Source organism: Dysgonomonas sp. ZJ279 (assembly GCF_011039205.1).
Lineage (GTDB): Bacteria > Bacteroidota > Bacteroidia > Bacteroidales > Dysgonomonadaceae > Dysgonomonas.
The window spans coordinates 137,391-158,093 of sequence record NZ_JAAKEL010000003.1; the positions used below are offsets into that span (position 1 = coordinate 137,391).

Genomic DNA, 20,703 nt, shown 5'->3' on the forward strand with positions numbered 1-20,703 from the left:
TTAATTAAAAATAGAAGACGTAAAGTATCTTTTTTGTTAAAAAACATTCTCCATATTATTCTAACCAACCTTCCATGTGGTACTTAGGGAAGTTAAGAATAGATATTCGCTCTTAATTCCTTTGTTTCTCAAGAATTAGATGTAAAATATTTATTTATTCAAAAAAACTTTTTACCTTTGCAGCCATTCTTTTTGAGTATTACTATAATTGAGACGTGGGAAAATTTAGCCTGTATAACATACCCCTGAGATCTTTATCGGAAGGGAAACATGAGTTCAAATATCACTTGGATAACAAGTATTTTGAGCTTATTGATGGTACTGTCGAGATACGAAAAGGTAATCTGGATGTGGTTTTGATGTTGAAAAACACAGCATCCACATTCGAACTTAATTTCGAGACTAATGGGTCTGTACAAGTGCCTTGCGACAGATGTTTAGATGATATCTCTATGGAGGTGTCTACTAAAAATAAGTTGATCGTGAAGTTTGGAGCAGAGTATACCGAAGAAAGCGACGAAATAGTTGTGATCCCGGAAGAAGATGGCGAGATCAATATTGCATGGTTCTTATTTGAATTCATAGCATTGAGCTTACCAATGAAGCATGTGCATCCGGCAGGTCAATGTAACAAAGGAATGTCGAGTAAGTTGAACAAACATAGAGCGACCCTTGCAGACGATAGTGATGATGACGATGAGGAAGAAGACGATACTTCTCTTGAAGGCGATGATTCATCATTCTCTGATCCACGTTGGGATTCTCTTAAAGATGTCGCTGCAGACGAATAATAAAGAATAATTAAAAGAAGATTTTATACTTCTTATTAGATAATAATAATCATAACTAAATAATAAAAAAGAAATGGCACATCCGAAACGAAAACAGTCAAAATCTAGAACAGCTAAAAGAAGAACTCATGACAAAGCAGTAGCTCCTACATTAGCAGCATGTTCTAACTGTGGTTCATGGCATGTATTCCATACTGTTTGTCCTGAATGTGGATACTACAGAGGAAAATTAGCTATCGAGAAAGAAGCTGCGGTTTAATCAGCCCAAAACTTATAAGCCCTAATTCTTTTAGGGCATTTTTTTGTATTTATATTAAAATAAAACGAGAATAAGATGATTCGAGCTGCAATTACCGGCATTGGAGCATACGTTCCAGAAGATATTCTTACTAATGAGGAATTATCTAAAATAGTTGATACAAACGACGAATGGATAATGTCGCGTGTAGGCATTAAGGAACGCCGTGTATTAAAGGGTGAAGGTAGAGGTACTTCTGTAATGGGAGCAGAGGCGGTAAAAGAATTGTTGAGAAAGACTAACACTACACCTGAAGAGGTTGAGGTAATTATCTTTGCAACAACTACCCCCGATTATGTATTTCCATGTACAGCGGCTATGACAGCAGAAGCTTGTGGTATTAAAAATGCTCTGGGTTTTGATGTTCAAGCTGCTTGTTCGGGTTTTATTTATGCTCTTGAAGTAGGATCTAATTTTATTAAATCGGGAAAATATAAGAAAGTAATTGTAGTAGCAGGAGATAAAATGACTTCTATTACCAATTACAAAGACCGCACTACATGTCCTTTGTTTGGAGATGCAGTGGGTGCCGTAATGCTGGAGCCTACCGAAGAAGAATATGGTGTTATGGATTCTATCCTTCATGTCGATGGTATAGGTATTCCTCACCTTCATTTAAGAGGTGGTGGTTCTGCTTATCCGGCATCGCACGAAACGGTAGACAAAGATATGCACTATGTGTATCAAGAAGGTCAGGTTGTATTTAAACATGCAGTATCTCGTATGGCAGATGTATCTGTTGAGATAATGCAGCGCAATAATTTGACTAAAGAAGATGTAGCATGGTTGGTTCCTCACCAAGCGAATATCCGTATCATCGAGGCTGTAGGTAAAAGAATGGGTCTTTCGGATGATAAGGTTATGATCAATATCCAAAAATATGGTAACACAAGTGCAGGTACTATTCCGCTATGTTTGCACGAATGGGAATCTAAGCTTAAAAAAGGAGATAATATAATTCTAGCTGCTTTTGGTGCCGGATTTACGTGGGGTGCCGTATATTTGAAATGGGCATATTAATTAAAATTTAGACCATATATACAGAAAAGGATAGTCAAACGACTATCCTTTTTTTTATTGTTAATCTTAAAACTATTTATTATCAAAATTTAAATTATTACCTTTAAGCCATTCTAACCAATAACCCTTAATAATGAAAAACACTCAAACCTATCTTTTAGTTATAGCATTAGCTATAGGTTTTTTTGTCTCTTGTAAGAATGTGGAACCACCACAGCCGTATGGAGCTATTGCCACAGAGCATCAGTTGAAGTGGCAAGAATTAGAATATTATATGTTTATCCATTTTGGACCTAATACGTTTACGGATGTAGAATGGGGAGATGGTAAGGAAGATCCGAAAGTCTTTAATCCAACCAATGTAGATTGTCGTCAATGGGCTGCAACGGCTAAAGCTGCAGGGATGAAAGGCATAATTATAACAGCAAAGCATCACGATGGTTTCTGTCTGTGGCCAAGCAATTACAGTACGCATACAGTGCGTGAGAGTTTATGGAAAGATGGAAAAGGAGATATACTGAAAGAGTTGTCGGAAGCCTGTAAAGAATACGGCTTGAAATTCGGAGTTTATCTTTCTCCTTGGGATCAGAATCATCCTGCTTATGGTACTCCCGAATATAATCAAATATTTGCTAATACACTGAATGAAGTACTTACCGGGTATGGCGAAGTTTTTGAGCAGTGGTTCGACGGAGCTAACGGTGGGGCTGGGCATCCCGGTAAAGAGCAGATTTACGATTGGGATATGTTCCATGATGTAGTTTATAAAAACCAACCCCAAGCTATTATATTCAGTGATGTCGGTCCAGGTTGTCGCTGGATGGGTAACGAGCGTGGTGTTGCCGGGGAAACCAATTGGTCTACTATGGATATAGAAGGCTTTGAACCGGGGGCAAAAGCACCCTCAACCGATATACTTAATATGGGGCAACCTAATGGTAAAGCATGGGTTCCTGCAGAGACAGATGTCTCTATTCGTCCGGGATGGTTTTATAGTCCGTCTACAGATGATAAGGTGAAAACAGTCGAGCAACTTATGGATATATATTACACTTCGGTTGGGCGTAACTCTAATTTATTACTGAATGTTCCGCCGGATCGTACCGGACGTATTCACCCGAATGACTCTATACGTTTAATGGAATTTAGAAAAGCCATAGAAGAATCTTTTGGTCAAAACCTTATAGAAGGAGTTTCTGTCGATGCTACTAATGTCCGTGGCGGTTCATCCTCTTATGCAGCAGCTAATTTGACTGACGGGAAAAGTGATACTTATTGGGCAGCCGATGACGGTGTTTTATCTGCGTCGTTGACTCTCGATTTTAAGAAAGACATTGCATTTAATCGTATTATGCTACAAGAATATATCGCATTAGGGCAGCGAGTGTCTGAGTTTAATATTGAATATTGGGATCAGGAAAAAAATGATTGGGTGGTACTAACAAAAGCAACAACTATCGGTTATAAACGTATCCTTCGATTTCCTGCTGTTACCACGACAAAAGTGAGAGTAAATATAACAAATGCACTAGCTTGCCCCGTATTGAGTAATATTGAAATATACAAAGCTCCGGAACAACTCACAGCACCATCTATCAAAAGAGATAAAGAAGGCTTGGTTACAATACAGTGTGTGAATAATGACCCTGTGATTTATTATACTCTCGATGGAACAGAACCAACACTGTCTTCACCAAAATATAATGGTGGGTTTCCGTTGCCTGATGGTGGTATTGTAAAAGCTATCGCTGTTGTAGATAATGGAAATAAAAAAAGTGAGGTAGTAGTATTGAGTTACGATATTGCTCCTATAGGCTGGATTGTATTATCACCTTCCGGAGCAGAAAAAGCAATAGATGGCGATACACAGACGTATGCTGCGATAGATAAAAATCAGTTATTGGTGATTGATATGAAAAAAGCTCATTTGTTGAAAGGGTTTTCTTACACACCTGTTGGTAGAACAGAAGCCGCCAATATATCGAGATATAACTTCTATATTAGTGAGGATGGTAAAACTTGGACGAAAGTTGTCAATAATGCTATTTTTAATAATGTAAAGAATAATCCGATAAAACAAGATGTAATACTAGATAAGCCTTTAAAGGCAGGTTATATCAAAATAGAACCTACAGAGTTGACAAATAAGGGTGATAAATATCTTGTCGCAGAAATAGGCCTGATAACAAGATAAAGCAAGAAGAGACAAAATAAGATGAAAGAGGAAGCCGTTTATTATATAAGGCTTCCTCTTTTTTATTTATCTTTACACCCATAATAAACAATAATATGAAGAACTTTAAATATTTAATATTTGTCTTTTCTCTTTTTTTGTTAAGTTGCGGTAGCGATGATGGCAAAAGTAGTGTGATGAGATGGACAGGTGAAAATAATATCTCTGATTTTAAGAGATATGTGGGTACTCCAGATGGAGGAAGGGAGTTTGTTATAGAAGGTGTTGATGGTAACGGAAACCCTATCAATGTGGATAGTGTGAAAAATGCTGAAGTTCGGAGAAGGTTCAACGATAGCTATAAGGATGGGCTATTTACATATATGACTGTCGAATTTAATAATGATATAATAACATACGTAGACTCCATGAAAATAGTTTCAACTTATCAATTTAAAAATGACTCTTTATTTGTTCTCAGGTCTGATAAGAAGTTAATCTATGTAGCAACAGGAAATACAGATAGTTTATATCGGGTGGAGGGTCTGTTGTATTATCAGCTTTCGGATAAAGAGCCTCAGATTATTTCTTCTGACAAAAGTGTTGATTTGGAAACAGCGTTGAAATCTGCTGGTTATTCAAGTTTGCAAGAAATGAAAAATCCACTGGATACCATAATCTGGTGTAATGTTAAATATATATTTAAATAAAATAAAAACACTTATTATATTCGGCTTGCATTAATGTAAGCCGTTGTAGTTTAAAGATAATCCGTAGAAAATACGTACCTTTGCCTAAATTTAGAATACACGTACAGAATTATGGGAAATTTAGTAGCCATTGTTGGGCGTCCCAATGTTGGGAAATCGACTTTATTTAATCGTTTGACCCAAACTCGTCAGGCCATTGTTGATGAAACATCGGGAACGACACGCGACCGCCAATATGGAAAAGTAGAATGGGGTGGACACGAATTTTCGCTTGTGGATACAGGTGGATGGGTTGTCAACTCGGGTGATATATTTGAAGAAGAGATAAACAAGCAGGTATCTATTGCTATAGAAGAAGCTGATGTTATATTGTTTGTCCTTGATGTAATGAATGGTTTGACAGATTTGGATATGAGTGTCGCTAATATTTTGCGTCGTTCTAAAAAGCCTGTTATAATTGTATCGAATAAAGCTGATAATTTCAATTTGCATCTCAATTCAGCAGAATTTTATTCAATAGGATTGGGAGACCCTATCAATATTTCGGCTATTAATGGTGCCGGAACAGGTGATCTGTTAGATATCATTGTTTCGAAGTTTACGAAACAGTCTGAAGAAGAACCTCTTGAAGAGATTCCTCGTATAGCAATTGTTGGTCGTCCTAATGCGGGAAAATCATCAATGATCAATGCTTTGATCGGAGAGGAAAGAAATATAGTAACCAATGTTGCCGGAACAACGCGCGATTCGATCTATACGCGATTCGATAAGTTCAATATGGACTTCTATCTGGTAGATACAGCAGGTATTCGTAAAAAAGGAAAGGTAACGGAAGATCTTGAGTATTATTCGGTAATACGTTCTATTAAGGCAATCGAAAACTCAGATGTATGTATTCTTATGGTCGATGCTACGCAAGGAATCGAGAGTCAGGATATGAATATATTTTCGTTGATACAAAAAAATAGAAAAGGTCTTGTTGTTTGCGTTAATAAGTGGGATTTAGTTGAAAATAAAGAGCAAGTTGTAGTTAAAACTTTCGAGAAAGCAATTCGCGATCGTTTGGCTCCTTTTGTCGATTTTCCGATTATATTTACATCAGCTCTGACAAAACAACGTATATTGAAGGTTTTGGAGACTGCTAAAGAAGTTTATGAGCGTAAAAAGACGAGAATACCTACCAATAAACTGAATGAAATCTTATTGCCAATTATTGAGCATACACCACCTCCTTCTAATAAAGGGAAGTATGTTAAGATAAAATACATAACTCAATTACCTAATACGCAAGTTCCTACGTTTGTATTTTTCTGTAACCTGCCACAGTGGGTAAAGGAGCCTTACAGACGTTTCTTGGAAAATCGTATTCGCGATCATTGGGATTTATCGGGTACGGCTATAAATATTATTATCAGAGAAAAATAATAAATACTTATATACAAGATAAAAGGGATTTCTTAAAGAGATCCCTTTCTTATTTTTATATGCTCGATATACCGCTAAAAAGACAATGTATTGCTATAAAATGCTTATTTTTGTAAATTAGGATTATACATTAACGATTTTGAAAAATTGATTATGAGTCAATCGACAATCAACATAAAAAACAAGCGGGCAACATTCGATTATGAATTGCTCGAATCTTTTACGGCAGGACTTGTACTTACCGGAACAGAGATTAAATCTATACGCTTGGGTAAAGCCAGTCTTGTAGATACTTATTGTATATTGGAAAAAGGTGAATTGTGGGTACGTAATATGAATATTACGGAATATTTTTATGGTTCATATAACAATCATGCTGTTCGTCGTGATCGTAAGCTTTTGCTGAATAAAAAGGAACTACGCAAGATAGAACGGATGGTAAAAGAAACCGGGTTTACCATTGTACCTACACGTATCTTTATTAATGATAGAGGCTTGGCTAAAATAAATATTGCTGTAGCAAAAGGGAAAAAAACGTATGATAAGCGTCAAACTCTTAGAGAAAAGGACGATAAACGTATGATGGATAGAGCGATGAAGAATTAAGTGTTAAAAATTAAAAAACACAGATAGTACCCGATTAGAGAATAAAGTCATCATAAATAAAATGAATGTAGTCTTGCAGTGTTGTAATAATTTGTATAACAAATTCTGTTCCGAAAAAATACAGAAGTGGCTGTTGCTGGTGACTGCATGCCTCGTTTTTATTTTTGTTTTTGTATTGAATACGCTGTATCCAATGTACTTTGATGATCGGATTTATAGTATTCTTAAACATGGGGATACTCTGATATTTCCCGAAACTTTTATTGATATTCTAAAATACCAATATCATCACTATTTTGAATGGGGTGGTAGGACAGTTGCGCATACTATCCTCCAGATACTACTTTTATTTGATCCTTTATGGCAAGATATTATAAACAGTATAGTGTTTGTTTCTTTTGTCTTTTTATTGTATAAAATTTCTAATAAGAATAGAAGTAATAATCTTTTTGTATTCTTACTGATAGGCTTGTCAATATTTTATTTCACACCTCGCTTTACGACAGATGTTTTATGGATGAGTGGCACAGCCAACTATTTATGGACTACATTCATCATTTTTCTGTTTATTTATCCTTATTATATATATTCGATAGATAAAGAAACCAAAGAGAATGTATCTAAAACAATTTTCTTTTTACTGGGAGGTGTTATAGCCGGATGGACAAATGAAAATATGGGATCAACAATGGTCTTGATATTGGTAGCTTATTGTTTTTACTATAAAAGGAATAAACTGAAGATTCCCAGATGGGCTATCTCGGGAATAATTGGAGCTTGTATTGGGTGTACTTTAATGATATTAGCTCCCGGCAATTTGGTGCGTGCAGCATTAGAGCCTAAAATGATGGGTATGGATGCCTATAATCAATTACCCTTCTTTGATAGAATATTTACTAAAGTTGGTGTTTTATTATCAACTCATTACATAGAGTATATACTCCCGTTGATAATTATATATTTAATATTGCTTATATTGTTTCTGTACAAAGAGAAGGAGAACAAAAACAGGAAAGCAGTGTTGTTTAATTCAGTATTGTTTTTTATAGCAGGAGAAGTAGCTTTATTTGTTACGATATTATCACCCATGTTTCCCATAAGAGCATATTTTGGAATTATTATTTTTAAGATAATATCAATATCTGTTTTGTATGCAAATATTTCGCTGAAGAGTGTTTTTTTTAGATTATCAAATATATTATTGTTTACTATACTGATTCTTGCTTGTTCATTGTCATATTATAGAACATATAATGCGTTGAGTTTATTTTCACGAACATATAATCAACGCGAAAAATCTATCATAGAACAAAAAGAAAAAGGGATTGAGGATATAGTTGTAACTACCAATAAGATCGCTTTAGATTATCAGTTTGAATATTTAGAGAATGTTATTCACTGGAGTGAATATTATCAAGTTCGTTCGATAAAATTAAGGTATGAAAACGAATAAATTGAGGTGTAAATTAAGATTATAATGAGCAGAATACAAGATATATTAAAAGAGAGAATTCTCATATTAGATGGTGCTATGGGCACCATGATACAACGTTACCAGCTAGTCGAAGAAGACTTCCGTGGCGAACGCTTCAAGGATTCAGCTACTTTGCTGAAGGGCAATAATGACTTACTTTGTCTTACGCGTCCTGATGTGATAGAGACAATCCATAGAGAATATTTGGATGCCGGAGCAGATATTATTGAAACTAATACTTTCAATGCGACTTCTATTTCGTTAGACGATTATCACATGGCTCATCTGGTACGGGAAATAAACGTTGCAGCAGCTAAACTAGCTCGTAAAGCTGCGAATGATTATACAAATAAAAATCCCGATAAACCTCGTTTCGTTGCCGGATCGATAGGACCGACAAATAAAACAGCTTCGATGAGTCCTAAGGTAGAAAATCCTATTTATAGAGCTGTTACATTCGACGATTTGCATCAGGCATATAAAGAGCAAATAGAAGGCTTGGTAGATGGCGGTGTAGACTTGCTGCTTATCGAAACTATATTCGATACACTAAATGCTAAAGCTGCACTCTTTGCTGCCGATGAGGTTCGTAAAGATCGCAATATAGATTTGCCTATAATGATTTCGGTAACCCTTACCGATAGGGGAGGGCGTACGCTATCCGGCCAGACAATAGGTGGATTTTTAGCTTCGATAAGTCACATTGATTATCTGTCTGCCGGATTGAACTGTTCGTTTGGTGCCTCCGATATGAAACCGTTCTTGAAAGAATTAGGACGTCTTGCTCCTAACTTTATATCGGCACATCCTAATGCCGGTTTGCCAAATCAATTCGGAGAATATGATGAAACTCCCGAGAAAATGGCGATGCAAATAAGAGAATATATTGACGAGGGATTGGTAAATATAGTAGGTGGATGTTGCGGTACTACCCCCGACCATATTGCTACTTATGTAGATATGGTAAGAGGAGCAGAGCCGCATAGACCGGCTCCCAAACCTAAATATATGTGGCTTTCGGGGTTGGAGCTACTAGAAGCAACACCCGAAATCAACTTTATAAATATTGGTGAGCGTTGTAATGTAGCTGGTTCCCGCAAATTTCTTCGTTTAATCAAAGAAGAGAATTACGAAGAAGCTTTGACCATTGCCCATAAACAGGTAGAAGATGGTGCACAGATTCTCGATGTAAACATGGATGAAGGATTGCTCGATGGAGAGAAAGAAATGACTACTTTCCTCAATCTTGTGGCTTCTGATCCCGATGTGTCGCGTATTCCTGTAATGATAGATTCATCTAAATGGTCGGTAATCGAAGCAGGATTGAAATGTGTACAGGGTAAAGCAGTCGTTAACTCGATCTCGCTTAAAGGTGGTGAAGAAGAATTTATGCGTCAGGCACGTTTGGTTCGCCAATATGGGGCAGCTGTTATTATAATGGCTTTCGACGAACAAGGACAAGCTGACCGTTTCGAGCGTAGAATAGAAATTTGTAAGCGAGCTTATGATCTGTTGGTGAATGATGGATTTAATTCAAACGATATAATATTCGACCCTAATATTTTAGCTATTGCCACTGGTATAGAAGAACACCGTGGTTATGCTGTTGATTTTCTGAATACAATCGATTGGATAAAAGCGAATTTGCCTAATGCTAAAATAAGCGGAGGAGTAAGTAATCTTTCATTCTCATTCCGTGGAAATGACTATATACGGGAGGTGATGCATTCCATATTCTTGTATTACGCTATTCAGCGAGGAATGGATATGGGAATCGTTAACCCGGGACAATCGGTTATTTATGAAGATATCCCGACCGATTTAAGAAACTTAGTAGAAGATGTTATCTTTAATCGCAGACCTGAGTCTACGGATGAACTTATCGAATACGCCGAAAGAGTCAAGAATGAAAAAAACGGCGAAACGGAACAAAAAGTAGAAGAATGGCGTTCGTACGAACTAGACGAGCGTATTAAGTATTCGTTAGTAAAAGGTATCAGTGATTATCTGGATGAAGATTTAGAAGAGGCGCTCAGGGTATATCCTATGGCAGTCGATATAATAGACAAGCCTTTGATGGCTGGAATGAACAAAGTAGGAGAATTGTTCGGTTCGGGTAAGATGTTCTTACCACAAGTGGTGAAAACTGCCCGTACAATGAAGCGTGCAGTCGCTATCCTTCAACCGACATTGGAAGCACAAAAAGCGTCTTCTGCCGGAAGTAATAAAGCAGGTAAATTACTCATCGCAACAGTAAAAGGCGATGTGCATGATATTGGTAAAAATATCGTTTCTATTATTCTTGCGTGTAATAATTACGAGATTATCGATCTTGGAGTAATGACTCCGCCTGAAGTGATTATTCAAAAAATAAAAGAGGAAAATCCTGATATTGTTTGCCTAAGTGGACTTATAACCCCATCGCTCGAAGAAATGAGTATTGTAGCTCACGAAATGGATAAGGCTGGTTTTACGATGCCTCTTATGATTGGTGGTGCTACTACATCTAAATTGCATACAGCAATTAAGATTGAGCCTAAATACAACAATGGAGCAGTAGTATATGTAAAAGATGCTTCGCAAGCTCCGTCTGCAGTAGCAAAACTGATTAATCCATCCACAAGGGTAGAATACATAAGCGAAGTGCGACAAGAATATTCTTCGTTGAGAGACTCGGCTGGAGATAAGAAAATTGATCTATTGCCTTTTGCTAAGGTTGAACATAAAGGGATGAAAGTCGATTGGGTTACTTATAAGACTCCGACACCGAATGTCGAGGGTCGACAGGTATTGAAAAATATTACAATCGATGAGATTGTTCCGTATGTGGATTGGAAATTCTTCTTTCACTCATGGAATTTATCAGCACGTTATGCCACTATCGAAAATGTAGATGATTGCCCTTCGTGTCAGGCCGCGTGGCTTGCCACTTTCCCCGAGAGAGAGAGGGAAAAAGCGAATGAAGGTGCTCAATTATATAGGGATGCACGTTTGTTATTAGATCAGTTGATCTTCGATAAAGCAGATTATATTCGTGCTGTATTCGGTATTTTTGAAGCATATAGCGATAATGAATCTTTGTATATCAACAATGTGTGCTTCCCGATGCTTCGTCAACAAAAGAAGAATGATAAAGATGAATATCTATCTCTTTGCGATTTTGTTGCTCCCAAATCTTCAGGTAAGAAAGATTATGTAGGAGGCTTTACGGTAACAGCGGGAGCAGGTTCGGATGAGCTGTTGAATAAGTACGAGAAGGAAGGCGATGAATACCGTGTTCTTCTGCTTAAGTCAGTACTGGACCGTTTGGCAGAAGCTACAACAGAGTGGCTACATGCCAAAATAAGAAAAGAATATTGGGGTTTTGCTCCCGAAGAAAACCTAAGTGTAAATGATATGTTCACACTTAAATATCAAGGTATTCGTCCCGCAGTAGGTTATCCGTCAATACCCGATCAGTCTATTAACTTTTTGTTGAATGATAATTTATTACAATCAACCGAGATAGGAGTGGAGCTGACCGAAAATGGTGTTATGTTACCCAATGCTTCGGTGAGTGGTATAATTATTTCACATCCTCAGTCGAAATATTTTAATATAGGTAATATCCTGGAGGATCAGGCAGAAGCCTATATTGCCCGACGAGGTGAAGATGAAGGTCTTATTCGTAAATTTCTAAGTGCAAATCTTATTTAATATATAGATGGAATTTTTTGACTTACTGTCATATCCTTTCTTTCAAAATGCCTTGTTAGGTAGCCTTTTGGCGAGTATAGCATGTGGTATTATAGGCACGTACGTTGTTGTCCGCCGTTTGGTTTTTGTAAGTGGCGGTATTACGCATGCATCGATGGGTGGATTGGGGATAGGCTTCTTTTTCGGATGGAATCCTATTCTGTCGGCATTGATATTTTCTATCCTGTCTGCCTTTGGTATGGAATGGTTATCGTCCAGACAAGGCGTGCGCGAAGATTCGGCTATCGGAACATTCTGGTCGTTGGGTATGGCTATCGGTATTATTTTTATTTATCTTAAGCCGGGTTTTGCCCCTAATTTATCCGATTACCTTTTTGGAAACATATTGACGATAACATCTCTTGATATTATCTATCTGGCAATACTTTCGGTTATTTTACTCGTTGTTTTTGCTTTGTTCAGAAGGGAGATTATGTATGCGGCTTTCGATCCCGATTTTGCTAAGACACGTAATTTACCGGTCAATACGATTAAATACATTATGATGATGTTTATCGCTGTCACTATTGTATTATCTATCCGTTTGGTTGGTATCGTTCTTTTAATATCTATACTGACTGTACCTCAGATGACGGCTAATTTGTTTACATCCAACTTCGGTAAGATCGTTTTATTATCTGTTCTCATTGGATTCGTTGGTTGTATCTTAGGCTTATTCCTTTCGGTTGTTTTAGACGTACCATCGGGAGTGTTTATCATCTTTGTTCAGATAATTATATTCTTACTGTTGAGAGGAGTGATACGGCTTACTCAAAAGTCTAAACAAAGAGTAGGAGCATAGATGTAATAATTTACCGAATAGCTTTAAAATAAAAAACGCCTTACTCCGAAGAGTAGGGCGTTTCTATTATTATTAGTCCGTTTGACTATTCCATTTCTTTTAGTTTTTCATCAAGAGCTTCCACTTTCTTAGCAATCAAATCCATTTCGTTCTTAAGGTTCTCAATCCGGTGATTTACATCTTTCAGTAAACTGTTCGCACCCTTAGATGATATAGATAAGAAACTGATATTGTTTTCATAAGTTTGAAGGTCCGATTTCAACTTATTATACTGATGCGATAGATAATCTCTTTCTTTATACAGCACTTTACGTGGATTGTCGTGCTTAGAAATATCTTTCATATTCGATTTGAAAGCTTCCATTCTACGTTCTGCCTTATCCATTTTCAAGCGGTCGTAATGAGCATCTACAGCCTGATGAAATTCTTTGTAAACTTTGTCTTTCTCTTTAAACGGAACAAATCCTATCTTATGCCATTCTTCCGATAATTCGCGAACTTTAGCAATCGCTTCAGAAGCCTCTAAAGAGTGTTCTATATTATTTATTTTCTCAATAATTTCTTTTTTAGCTGCCAGATTTTCTACCTCTTCTCCTTTGCTTGAAGAATCATTCTTTTTCTTTTGCTCAAAGAAGTAATCACAAGCCGATACAAATTCTTTCCATATAGCATCGGAGTATTTACGGGAAACAGTACCGATAGTTTTCCATTCTTTTTGAATAGAAATTAGTTCTTCCGCTGCTTTTTTCCATTCCACACTATCCTTTAATGCTTTGGCACGTTCACACAGGGCACGTTTCTTTTCAAGATTGGAATCCATATCCTCTTTAATACCTTTAAAGAATACACTTTTCTTTTCGAAGAAGGTATCGCATAAAGCTCTGAATTCTTCAAATATCTGCGTGTTTACTTTTTTAGGAACAAATCCGATAGTCTTCCACTTTGCCTGCAATTCTATTACTTCCTTACTTTTTTCGTCCCATTCTTTAAATGAAACTAAAGTAGAATAGTCGATCGCTTTTAAAGCATCGCATATAGCGGTTTTCTGAATAAGATTTTCTTCTTCTTTTCCTTTTAGGCCTTCAAAGTGAGATTGATATAATTTATTAATGGCTGTCGATGCATCTTTGAAGCGAGTCCATAACTCTTCACGTAATTCTTTTGCCACAGGACCAATTTCGCGCCATTGATCGTGGAAGTTTTGCAATTGGTGAAAAGCAGAAACAGCATCAGCATCTTCAGCTAATTTTTCTACCGATTCACAAAGTGTTTTTTTAAGTTCCAGATTTTTCTTAAAATCATAATCACGAAACTCATTATTTATTTTTATCAGATCGTAAAACTTCTCTGAATATATCTGATACGATTTCCACAATTCTTTAACCTTAGCTTGTGGTACCAATGATATTTCATTCCATTGTTGTTGAAGATCTTTAAATTCTTTATACAGTTTATTGAAATCTTCCGAACTTTCGGTCAAGTTCTTTATTCCTTCTATTATCTGTAATTTTTTATTATAGTTCTCTTCTTTTTGTCTTTCTTCGTTAGCTACCTGACCAGCTCTTTTTTCTTTGATCTCTGCTAAAAATGTTTTTACAACATCTTCACTCGGATCATTTTCGGGAATAAAAGATTCAGCATCATTACCGGCTTCTACGTGAGCTGCCTTCGCTGCTTCAATCTCCGCTGACCTAAGCTTGTAATAAGCTTGTTTCAAAGCTTCTACTTCTGTACGGTGAGGCACTTCTGTTTGAGCTGATAAGTTCTTCAGTTTTTCGATAATCTCTTCTTTTGTCAAAGCCTGATTCTTTGGCACAGAAGCCTCTGTAGTAATTTCCGGTTGCGTTGTCGTTGTCTCTTCTATCGTTTCAGTATTAGTAACATCGTCAGAGATATTTTCTACAGGCAGTTCCGGATTTAGGTTCTCATTCATAATTATTATTGTTTTAGGATGGAAGTTGCTCCCAAGTTTTTCACTATTACAAACTTAATGTTTTTTTTTGTTAACCATGACTATAAATATCAATCTTTTTACCGATTCGGGTATAAAACTGAAAATTATTTTCGGTTTTTCTCTTGCTGTTTACGTCTTTCCTCCGCTTCTTTTTCTTTCTGCTTACGGAGCTGTTCTCTGGCTTTCTCTTTTTCTTTACGCTCTTTTTCGAGCTCACGACGACGTTCCTCTTGCAAACGAATCTTTTCTTTACGCTCTGCTTCCCGTTGTTTAATGGCGTCTTGTTTTTCCTTTGCGATAGCCTTCGCCGTATTTTCTTTTTCCAGTTCGGCAGCTCTTTGTTGTTGAAGTTTCAATTTTTCAGCATTTTGGATAGAATCCTGAATTGCTTTTTCGGCACTATTAATTGAATCTTGTTTCGCTTTTTCAATAGCTTTCAATTCTTTTTGACGGGCTTTTTCAATTCTTTGTTCTTCTTTTAATGCTGCTTTTTCTTCCTTCGTTAGTTTTTCTTTATTCTTGAATTTACCAAATAGGTTTTTGATACCGTCTACCGGGTTATTTACAATATCTTCAACCGATTCTAGCGCATCATTTATTTTCCCTGCTGCCTCCAACTGATCTTTAGTCAATAAGTCATCGGCATTTATATCTGTTTTATTTTTCTCCTCGTCTTTCTTTTGAGGTTGTTTATTATCTACTGGTTTTTCTTTGTTATTATCAGGAACGACTTTTATGTCTCCGCTGCTCAGTTTTTCTTCTATTGGTTCTACCAACGGTTTATCTGCCGGATACTCAAATTCATCATCTTCTGTTTCAATCATCTGTATTTCATGCGTTTTCCAGTAATTGATCAGATTAGGAAGCTGTTCACCGAAATGTTCAGCGAAGAATGTGATATATGCATCTAACCCTAGGCGTGGAAGCATGGTCGTATAATTCTCTACGGATATAGGAATCGCTACAATCGATGTGTCCATGTGATGGAAAAGTCCATCTTCTTCGAATGCTCTGTTTATATAAGAACGTATATTCGAGAATTTCTCAAAGCCTCTTATTTGAAGAGTTTCTGTTACTTTATCTGTCTCAAAATTCAGATCGAATGTCTGGATAACATAATTAGAGAAATTATAATCCGCTACCTGATATAGTAATTCATTTCGGTCTATTGAATTAGCTTTAAATCTAAGCAATAATAAATACTGTGTATTCAAAGAATCGGAATATTCTATTGTTTTACCATCTTCTCCTACCATCGTGCTGTCACTAAGGAACGCACGGCTCCAGTCCAGACTTCTTATCGGCGAACCGTTTGATAATAGTATTTGTCCATCTTTTATTCGACTGAGTATTTCTGTAGCCAATGGGGTGACATCAGCCTTAGGATATTTATCTATTAATTCTTTCAGATTATTACCTAAGTTGACAGCATCACGAGTTTGAGCATACGACAATGCATTCAAGAACGCAAACTTAGGCATAAGATCTCCAAACGGATACTTGTCCTGTATCGTATTATAGTTATCCCTTACTGTTTTAGTGTCAGTAGACAAATAAGCCTGATATGTAGCTTCATAAAGCGAATCTTGCAATGATGCCATGTGTCTGAAATTCCATTCATAATCAGGATCGGATAAAGGTCTTGCATACACTCCTTGCGGGAATTCAGTTAACAGTCGGGAGCGGTACGATGCCATCATATCGTGATTGCCTTGCTGCATATAAATAAGGAATAGCTGATAATAAATTTCTTCCAGATTAGGTGTATTCGGGAAACGCCTGATATCTGTTGTGAATGCATCGATTGCCAGATCCAAATCGCCCAATTTATATTTATATATCTTACCCATATTGAAAAGTGCATTCTCAATAAGGTCGTTCGATTCTTTTATAGCCTTTTCTGTGAAAGGAAGTTGCTGTAAATAATATTCAACCGAATAGATGTCTTGGTTTGTAGCCTTTGTCTCAATATTACTATTGCTATTGTCTTCTATCACCTTTGGCTGATCATCTACCGGTGCATCCTCGTCAGGTTCGTCCATATCAGCAAAAGATGACGCCGCTTTATTGCGCCTGCGCCAATCATCTTCCAGCTTACGATTGCCCCATTGATTTTGAAAAGCTATTTTACCTTGTTCCACTGTTTGCGGATTGTAGAAATAGAAAGATGTAACATCACCCTGCTGACCAAAATTGGCAGCTTGCTGCTGTTGTGCAGGAGGTGTCGGATTATTGTTTTGGAATAAACTTTCCCGTTCGAGATCATCCCAACTCGAAATTCGTTCATTGCGTTCTTCTTGGAGTTTTTCCAGTTCCTCAGCTTTTATCTTTTCGGCCTCAGATTTCTTCAGGCCTTCTATTTTTTTGTTGATTATGTCCAGGCGTTCCGTTTCGGGCAATTGAGCAAGGTGTTGAAGGCTGTCTTGTTCGTGTAATACTTTTGCGTGTACTACCAATTCGTCTAATACAGATGAACGAAGTGCTACTCTAGCATAATCAGAATGTGTTTTTTTCAATTGACTCAAAGCATCTGCATAAAATGGCTGTGCTGAAATAAATTCCCGCTGATTATAATACAGATCGCCCAGTGTAACCTGAGCAATCGCTTTGTCGTATCCGTTGCGCTTACTTTTTTCTATTGCTTTTCGGTAATTTTCTATTGCTTTTGTGGTATCCTGCTGTTGCAAATAAGTATTACCTATAGTAAAGTATATTTGATCGAGATAATCTTCATTTTTTGAACTCCTTGCCATTTTGTCCAATCGGGCTACCGTTTCTTTCGTACTTAGCTCAGATAGTTCCATTTGACGAAGTTCTGCATTGAATACATATCTGTATGGTGTACTTAACCCTTTTACAGATCGGAAAGCCAGATTTGCATTAGTTTTATCTCCTAACTTGGTATAGATTTGTCCCAAAAGATACCTCATTCTCATTTTTTGAGTGCGGTCTCTTTCTTTGTCAATAGCATAAATCAGATGAGGGATAGCCTCTTCAAATTCATTATTGCGAACCAAATAATTTGCTTTTACCGCTGCATATAGTCCTCTGTGTTTCTCGGGAGGTCCGCCTGCGAGTTCCATTTTATGTAATACATTTGCCGCTTCATACATCCAGCCCATCTCGGTATATGCGCGGGCTATCCACAAACGGCATTCACTTACAATCTCAGGATTTGTACTATATATTTTAGTGATATACAGAAAGGTAGTGATAGAACGTAAATAATCTCCATCCTGAAATTCGGCTTTAGCTAATAGCAGCCATGTGTTTTGTAGAAATGGATTGAATTCTTTTTGTTGTAACCATGCCTGGTAACGGACATCATTCCGACGATTAGGATTTCGAGACGGTTTCGTCTTTATAGAGTGGAGCTTTATTGCGGTAGTCGTTTTATCAATTGTAGTAGTAAAACTGCCGGAACCTTCTTGTTTCGTTGTATCCGAATTGTCGGGGAATATATTGAGTATCTGCGATAAATTATCGTTTCTGCTGTTGTTTTTTGCTTTGAGTGCTTCTTTATACGCCTCTTCGGCATTGAAGTGTATATTGTAACGTGTATTGATGGAATGGTATGCACGTGTAACAGTCGTATTCTTTTTGTTTGAACACGACGAATATAGAAAAACGAACAATACGCTGATTATGAGTAATAGCGCATTTATTTTTTTATGATGTAACACCTATAATCAAGCAGATAATATATATAATATAAAACACAAAAATAACTAATTTATTGCTTCTTACTCATATCGTAACTAAAAAGGTGCAAATTAGTTGAATTAATTCAATAAATTCGGAATGGTTTAATTTATAATATCTATTTTTAGCTGTTAGAGAGGCTTTTGCTCATTCTAAACTTCAAATCTGAAAATTTTAGACAAATTCTTAGATTTTACTTACATTTGTACACTTTAGTTTGTTATAAATGTAAGTCAAGAGTAAAAGGCTTTTCATTGCTTCTGTAAGTGACTGTATTTCTATTTACACTTATTTGAATATAGTTTACTTGAAGAGGAGGTATTGTATTAACAAACTGTTTAATAACGTATTCAATATGAATGACAATAAATTTCTGACACTCATCAAAGATGGGATTATCGATAATTGGGACAGGCCTGCGCTAACTGATTATAATGGAGATACATATTTGTATAAAGATTTTGCCCGCGAAATAGCAAAGTTACATATACTGTTCGATACTCTTGATATTAAAAAAGGAGACAAAATTGCTGTTTGTGGACGTAACTCTGCAAATTGGGCAATATCTTTTTTTGCATCACTTGGTTATGGAGCTATTATAACAACTATTCTACATGAGTTTAGTGGCGAAAGTGTTCATAATATAGTGAATCATTCCGATGCTAAAATACTCTTTGTCGGTGAATCGGTGTGGGCAAAACTCGATCCGGTAGAAATGCCTGCGCTCGAGACTATTATGATGATTGACGACTTTGAAGTACTAAAGGCACGTAATAAAGAATTTCTTGCTACTTATGCTGAATGGGAAATAGTATTTAAGGAGAAGTACCCAAATGGATATTCTAAATCTAATGTGACCTTTCACGATGAGGAACCTGAAGAAATGGCTGTGTTGAACTATACATCAGGCACAACAAGTAGTCCTAAAGGTGTGATGATACCTTATCGTAGCCTATGGTCTAATACTCGCTACGCAATAGATAATATCCAATTTGTAAAGGCAGGAGACGGCATTGTGTGTATGTTGCCTATGGCACATATGTATGGACTAGCTTTCGAAGTACTATTGTCGATAGCTAAAGGGTCTCATATTCACTTCTTAACACGTGTGCCTTCGCCGCAGATTATACTGGATGCTTTTTCGAAAGTGAATCCTACTCTCGTTTTAGCTGTACCATTGATTATCGAAAAGATAATTCAAAATAAAGTATTCGTCGAATTGAATAAGCAGCCTGTAAAAACGTTGCGGAAGATACCATTTTTCAGAAAGAAAATATATGCAAAAGTAGCAGAAAAACTTATGCCTATATTCGGGAACAAATTAGAGGAAGTTGTTATCGGTGGAGCTGCTCTTAATAAAGAGGTAGGGCAATTTTTGTCTGATATTAAGTTTCCATATACAGTGGGCTATGGCATGACAGAATGCGGTCCGTTGATTACTTACGAATATTGGAAGACATACAAGCCGGGATCTTGTGGACGTGCAGTAGACAGGATGAAAGTGTGGGTGGACTCGCCTAATCCGCAAACAGAGATAGGCGAAATAGTAGTAAGAGGAGAGAATGTAATGCTTGGCTACTATAAAAATCCTGATGCAACAAAAGCTGTGTTAGATAGTAATGGTTGGCTAAAAACAGGTGATATTGGTATAGTTGATAATGAGGGGTTTGTATATATAAAAGGACGCAGCAAAACAATGATTCTTAGTTCGTCGGGACAAAATATATATCCGGAAGAAATAGAAGACTTTTTTAATAACTCTCCTTATGTAGGCGAATCGCTCATAATAGAAGAAAACGGTAAATTAATAGCTCTTATTTATCCTGATAAAGACTATATGACAAGGAATGATTTGAAAGAGAAGGATTATTCCAATATCTTTGTGTCCGAATTGAAAACAATAAACAAGCGATTGCCTAATTATAGTCAGGTAACGAATTTCAGATTACAAGATCAGGAATTTGAAAAGACACCAAAACGAAGTATCAAACGCTTTTTATATCAAAAATAATA

At 36.6% G+C, this 20,703-nt stretch carries 13 protein-coding genes; 11 read left to right on the top strand and 2 right to left on the bottom strand.

Annotated elements, in window-relative coordinates:
• Window positions 1-215 precede the first annotated feature (215 nt).
• The 10 genes from G7Y57_RS06005 (at window position 216) to G7Y57_RS06050 (ending at window position 13,034) form a co-directional block, all read left to right on the top strand.
• Window positions 216-791: a YceD family protein gene (locus G7Y57_RS06005; protein WP_165021302.1), complete on the top strand. Its 576-nt coding sequence runs from the start codon at window positions 216-218 to the stop codon at window positions 789-791.
• 73 nt (window positions 792-864) lie between these two features.
• Window positions 865-1,050, top strand: a complete 186-nt coding sequence (rpmF, locus tag G7Y57_RS06010) for a 50S ribosomal protein L32 (RefSeq protein WP_165021303.1) — start codon at window positions 865-867, stop codon at window positions 1,048-1,050.
• A gap of 75 nt (window positions 1,051-1,125) precedes the next feature.
• Entirely contained in the window at window positions 1,126-2,109 is a 984-nt protein-coding gene (locus G7Y57_RS06015; protein WP_165021304.1) for a beta-ketoacyl-ACP synthase III, read from the top strand.
• A gap of 133 nt (window positions 2,110-2,242) precedes the next feature.
• On the top strand, window positions 2,243-4,303 hold the full coding sequence (locus G7Y57_RS06020; protein ID WP_165021305.1) for an alpha-L-fucosidase: 2,061 nt from the start codon (window positions 2,243-2,245) through the stop codon (window positions 4,301-4,303).
• A 95-nt stretch (window positions 4,304-4,398) separates the two neighbouring features.
• Complete coding sequence (locus G7Y57_RS06025) at window positions 4,399-4,992, top strand: hypothetical protein (RefSeq protein WP_165021306.1); 594 nt, start codon at window positions 4,399-4,401, stop codon at window positions 4,990-4,992.
• 111 nt (window positions 4,993-5,103) lie between these two features.
• Entirely contained in the window at window positions 5,104-6,417 is a 1,314-nt protein-coding gene (gene der / locus G7Y57_RS06030; RefSeq protein WP_165021307.1) for a ribosome biogenesis GTPase Der, read from the top strand.
• A 153-nt stretch (window positions 6,418-6,570) separates the two neighbouring features.
• Window positions 6,571-7,023: an SsrA-binding protein SmpB gene (gene smpB / locus G7Y57_RS06035; protein WP_165021308.1), complete on the top strand. Its 453-nt coding sequence runs from the start codon at window positions 6,571-6,573 to the stop codon at window positions 7,021-7,023.
• A gap of 61 nt (window positions 7,024-7,084) precedes the next feature.
• A complete protein-coding gene (locus G7Y57_RS06040; protein WP_221412112.1) occupies window positions 7,085-8,476 on the top strand; it encodes a DUF6056 family protein in 1,392 nt (463 codons plus the stop codon).
• A 24-nt stretch (window positions 8,477-8,500) separates the two neighbouring features.
• Window positions 8,501-12,193: a methionine synthase gene (metH, locus tag G7Y57_RS06045; protein WP_165021310.1), complete on the top strand. Its 3,693-nt coding sequence runs from the start codon at window positions 8,501-8,503 to the stop codon at window positions 12,191-12,193.
• 7 nt (window positions 12,194-12,200) lie between these two features.
• Window positions 12,201-13,034, top strand: a complete 834-nt coding sequence (locus G7Y57_RS06050) for a metal ABC transporter permease (protein WP_165021311.1) — start codon at window positions 12,201-12,203, stop codon at window positions 13,032-13,034.
• Window positions 13,035-13,119: 85 nt separating this feature from the next.
• On the opposite strand, the gene G7Y57_RS06055 is transcribed toward G7Y57_RS06050, so the two are convergent.
• Together G7Y57_RS06055 and G7Y57_RS06060 are read right to left on the bottom strand one after the other, a co-directional pair.
• The gene (locus G7Y57_RS06055) at window positions 13,120-14,967 is read right to left on the bottom strand and encodes a DUF349 domain-containing protein (RefSeq protein WP_165021312.1); all 1,848 of its coding nucleotides are present in this window, start codon (window positions 14,965-14,967) and stop codon (window positions 13,120-13,122) included.
• Window positions 14,968-15,092: 125 nt separating this feature from the next.
• Window positions 15,093-18,671, bottom strand: coding sequence for a tetratricopeptide repeat protein (locus tag G7Y57_RS06060; protein ID WP_165021313.1), 3,579 nt, complete (start codon window positions 18,669-18,671; stop codon window positions 15,093-15,095).
• Window positions 18,672-19,045: 374 nt separating this feature from the next.
• On the opposite strand from G7Y57_RS06060, the gene G7Y57_RS06065 reads away from it, so the two are divergent.
• Window positions 19,046-20,701 carry an AMP-binding protein gene (locus tag G7Y57_RS06065; protein WP_165021314.1) on the top strand — a complete coding sequence of 552 codons (1,656 nt, stop codon included), beginning with the start codon at window positions 19,046-19,048 and terminating at the stop codon, window positions 20,699-20,701.
• Window positions 20,702-20,703: the final 2 nt, after the last annotated feature.